At 75.4% G+C, this 4,706-nt stretch carries 1 protein-coding gene; it reads right to left on the bottom strand.

Translation table 11 applies throughout. The features are described from left to right. The coding region (locus HO151_RS02665) for a non-ribosomal peptide synthetase (protein WP_173894514.1) at positions 1-4,706 on the bottom strand (4,706 nt) is incomplete at both ends.

The following is a 4,706-nucleotide window of genomic DNA, read 5'->3' as shown; positions in this document are numbered from 1 at the left end:
GTGCGGGGCAGGGCCAGCGCCACGAGCCGCTCGGGTCCCGCGCCGCGGGCGACGAGCAGCCGGGCGAGCCGGTTCGCCTCGGCGCCGAGCTGTGCGTACGTCAGCTCCAGGCCGTCGGACGCTACGGCCGGGGCGTCCGGGGAGAGCGCGGCCTGCCGTTCGAAGAGGGCGGGCACGGTGGTCGGCGCGGCCAGCGGCGGCCGGCCGTTCCACCCGGTGAGGATGCGCCGGCGTTCCGCGTCGCCGAGGATGTCGATCCGGCCGATGGGGGTCTCCGGGGCGGTGACCACGGCCCGCAGCAGCCGTACGAGCCGTGCGGCGATCGCCTCGGCGGTGGCGTGGTCGAACAGGTCGGTGCTGTACTCCAGCACGCCGTCGACCCCGTCCCCGCCGGCGCGTTCCACGAAGTCGAAGGAGAGGTCGAACTTGGCGCCGGTCGCGCCGACGTCCTCGCGCCGCGCGTCGAGGCCGGTGAGGAAGTCTCCGTCGCCGCCTGCGGCCAGGTACACGACCATGACCTGGAAGAGCGGGTGCCGGGAGAGCGAACGGGCCGGGTTGAGGACGTCCACCACCCGTTCGAAGGGCACGTCCTGGTGGTCGAAGGCGGCCAGGTCGGTCTCCCGCACCCGGGCGAGGAGGTCGCGGAACGCCGGGTCGCCTGAGGTGTCGGTGCGCAGCACCAGGGTGTTGAGGAAGAACCCGACCAGGTCCTCCAGGACCTCCTCGGTGCGTCCGGCGATGGGGCTGCCGAGCGGGATGTCGGTGCCCGCGCCGAGCCGGGTCAGCAGCGCGGCCACCGCCGCCTGGACGACCATGAACACACTGACGTCGCCCGAGCGGGCCAGTTCGCGCAGCCCCGCCGCCAGTTCCGCGTCCAGGGACATGTCGACGGCGCCGCCGCGGTGGCTCGCCTCCAGCGGGCGCGGCCGGTCGGCGGGCAGCGCGAGCTCTTCGGGCAGGTCGTGCAGCGCCTGCTTCCAGAAGGCCAGTTGGCGGGCGGCGAGGCTGCGCGGGTCCTTCTCGTCGCCGAGCACCGCACGCTGCCAGAGGCCGTAGTCGGCGTACTGGACGGGCAGCGGTGCCCTGTCCGGCGCGCGGCCCGCCGCGCGCGCCGTGTAGGCCTCGGTGAGGTCCCGGGTGAGCGGCCGGTCGGACCACTCGTCGCCCGCGATGTGGTGGAGCAGGAGCAGCAGGACGTGGGTGTCCTCGCCGGTGCGGAAGAGGTGGACCCGCAGCGGCGGTTCGCGGTCCAGCGCGAAGCCGTACCCGGCGGCCTCCGCGAGCCGCCCGGCCAGCTCCTCCCCGTCGGCGACGGCGGCGGTGCGCACCGGGGCGTGCGCCTCCTCCGGCGTCAGGATCCGCTGGTACGCGCGCCCGTCGTCCCCGTCCTCCGGGAAGACGGTGCGCAGCGGTTCGTGGCGGGCCACCAGGTCGTCGACCGCCAGTTGCAGCGCGTCGGCGTCGAGCGGCCCGGTGAGCCGCCAGGCGAGCGGGATGTTGTACGTGGAACTGGGGCCCTCGACCCGGTACAGCACCCACAGCCGCTGCTGGGCGAAGGAGAGCGGCAGGCGCTCGGGCCGCTCCGCGGGCGCGAGGACGGGCAGCGGGTCACCGGCGTGCCCGGTGCCCTCGCCGAGGCGTTCGGCGAGCCGGGCGGCCGTGGGCGCCTCGAAGAGCGTCCGCAGGGACACGTCGGTGCGCAGGGCGGTCCGCACGCGGGCGGCCAGCCGCATGGCGACCAGGGAGTGGCCGCCGAGGGCGAAGAAGTCGTCGTGGACGCCGACCCGTCCGAGGCCGAGGACCTCGGCGAACAGACCGCACAGGATCTCCTCGCGCGGGGTGCGCGGCAGGGTGGCGGTGGTCTCCGCGGCGAAGTCGGGCGCGGGCAGCGCCCTGCGGTCGAGTTTGCCGCTGGGGGTCAGCGGCAGGGCGCCGAGGGTGGTGAAGGCCGCGGGGACCATGTGTTCGGGCAGTTCGGCCGCGGTGTGGCGGTGCAGCTCCGCGCCGTCGGTGACACGTCCGGCGGCCGGGACGACGTACGCCACGAGCCGCTGGCCGTGCGCGGTCACGACGGCGCGGGCGACGGTGTCGTGCCGTGCCAGTACGGCCTCGACCTCGCCGGGTTCGACCCGGAAGCCGCGGATCTTGACCTGGTCGTCGGTGCGGCCCAGGTACTCGACCTCGCCGCCGGACGTCCAGCGGGCGAGGTCGCCCGTGCGGTACATGCGCTCGCCCGGCCCGCCGTACGGGTCGGCGACGAACCGCCCGGCGGTCAGTCCCGGCCGGCCGAGGTAGCCGCGGGCGAGCTGGGCGCCCGCGAGGTACAGCTCTCCCGCGACGCCCGGGGGCACCGGCCGCAGCGCGGCGTCCAGGACGTACACGCGGGTGTTCCACACCGGCCGGCCGATGGTCACCGGCGCGGCGCCGGGACGCACCCGGACGGCGGTGACGTCGACGGACGCCTCGGTGGGACCGTACAGGTTGTGCAGCTCGACGGGGGCGAGCGTGCGGTGGAAGCGCTCGGCGAGCGGCGCGGGCAGGGCCTCGCCGCTGCACAGCACGCGGCGCAGGCCGGTGCATCCGGCGGCGGCCGGCTCCTCCAGGAAGAGCTGGAGCATCGAGGGCACGAAGTGCGCGGTGGTGACGGCCTCCCGCCGGATCAGCTCGGCGAGGTAGCGGGGGTCCTTGTGGCCTTCCGGTTCTGCGACCACCAGGGCCGCCCCGGTGATCAGCGGCCAGAAGAACTCCCACACGGAGACGTCGAAGCCGGCGGGCGTCTTCTGGAGCACCCGGTCCCCGGCGTCCAGGCCGTAGGCGTCCTGCATCCACAGCAGGCGGTTGACGATGCCCGTGTGCGGGACGACCACGCCCTTGGGGCGGCCCGTGGAGCCGGAGGTGTAGATGACGTACGCCGGGCTCGACGGGTCGTAGGAGCGCGGCAGTTCGCCGTACCCGCCCTCCGGGAGGGCGTCGCGGACCACGTGCAGTGGGCGGGTGTCCTCCAGCATGAACGCGAGGCGTTCCGCGGGGAGGCCGGTGTCCAGCGGGAGGTAGGCGCCGCCCGCGCGGTGCACCGCCAGCAGGGCCACCACGAGGTCGGCCGAGCGCGGCAGGGCCACGGCCACCGTCGTCTCCGGGCCCACGCCCGCCCCGGCCAGCACCCGTGCGGTGTGCTCGACGCGGGCGTCCAGCTCCGCGTAGGTCAGGCGCTCCTCCCCGAAGACCAGGGCCGGGGCGCCGGGCGTGCGGGCCACCTGGGCGCGGAACAGCTCGGGGAGGGTCGTCGCGTCCGTGGGGTGGGACGTGTCGTTCCAGTCCGTGAGCACGAGAGCGCGTTCGGACGCGTCGAGGACGTCCAGGTCCCGCACCGGCCGGTCCGGCGCGGCGGTCGCCTGCTCCAGGAGCCGGAGCATGCGGCGGGTGAGGCGCCGTGCCGTCTCCTCGTCGCACCGGTCGGCCGCGTACTCCAGGAGCAGGACCAGCCGGTCCGCCCCGCCCGCGGACGTCTCGTCCACGAAGGTGAAGTGCAGGTCGAACTTGGCCTGCCCGGTGTCCATGTCGAACCACTCGGTGGGCAGGCCGAGCACGTCGGGGTCGCCGTCCGGCCGGTGGTGGTAGCCGATCATGACCTGGAAGAGCGGGTTGCGGCCGGCCGTCCGCACCGGGTTGAGGGCCTCCACCACCCGGTCGAAGGGCAGGTCCTGGTGCGCGAACGCCTCCAGGGCCGTCTCCCGCACCCGGGCCAGGAGTTCGCGGAAGGTGGGCCGGCCGGTCAGGTCGGTGCGCAGGACGAGGGTGTTGACGAAGAAGCCGACCAGGTCGTCGAGCGCGTCGTCGGTGCGGCCCGCGACGGGCGCCCCGAGCGGGATGTCGTCGCCCGCGCCGAGCCGGTGCAGCAGGGCCGCGGTGGCTGCCTGGAACAGCATGAACATGCTGGTGCCGGTGGCGGCGGACAGGTCGCGCAGGGCCCGGCCGGTGGCGGCGGGCAGATGGAGGCGCACCTTGCCGCCCCGGCCGGTCGGCGCGTCCGGGCGGGGGCGGTCGAGGGGCAGCACGAGCTCCTCCGGGAGGTCGCGCAGCGCCTCGCTCCAGTACGCGAGCTGCCGCTCGCCGACCTGGCCGAGCAGGCGGTCCTGCCAGAGGGTGTGGTCGGCGTACTGGACGGGCAGGGGGGTCAGGTCCGGTTCCGTACCCGCCGCCCGTGCCGCGTACGCGCGGTCCAGGTCGGCCAGGAACGGCCGGTCGGACCACTCGTCGGTGGTGATGTGGTGCAGCACGACGGCCACCACGTGGTCGGCCGGACCGGTCCTGAACACCTCGCAGCGCAGCGGGAGTTCGCGGGCCAGGTCGAAAGGGCGGCGCTGGGCCGCCTCGACGGGTCCGGCCAGCTCGTCCTCGGCGCAGTCCGTCACGGTGAAGGGCGGCGCGGCCTCCGCGGCGGGCAGGATGTGCTGGTACGGCTCTCCGTCGTGCTCGGGGAAGACCGTGCGCAGCGCCTCGTGCCGCTCCGCCACGTCGTGCAGGGCGGTGCGCAGCGCGTCGAGGTCGAGCGCGCCGCGCAGCCGGAAGACCAGCGGGAAGTTGTACGCGACCCCGCTGCCGGTGATCCGTTCGACCAGCCACAGGCGGCGCTGGGCCGGTGAGAGCGGGATGCGGGCGGGCCGTTCGGCGGGGGCGACGGCGGGCCGGGCGGGGTGTCCGGTGCC

This window comes from Streptomyces sp. 8P21H-1 (genome assembly GCF_013302945.1).
This window is presented reverse-complemented; position numbering and strand designations above follow the sequence as displayed.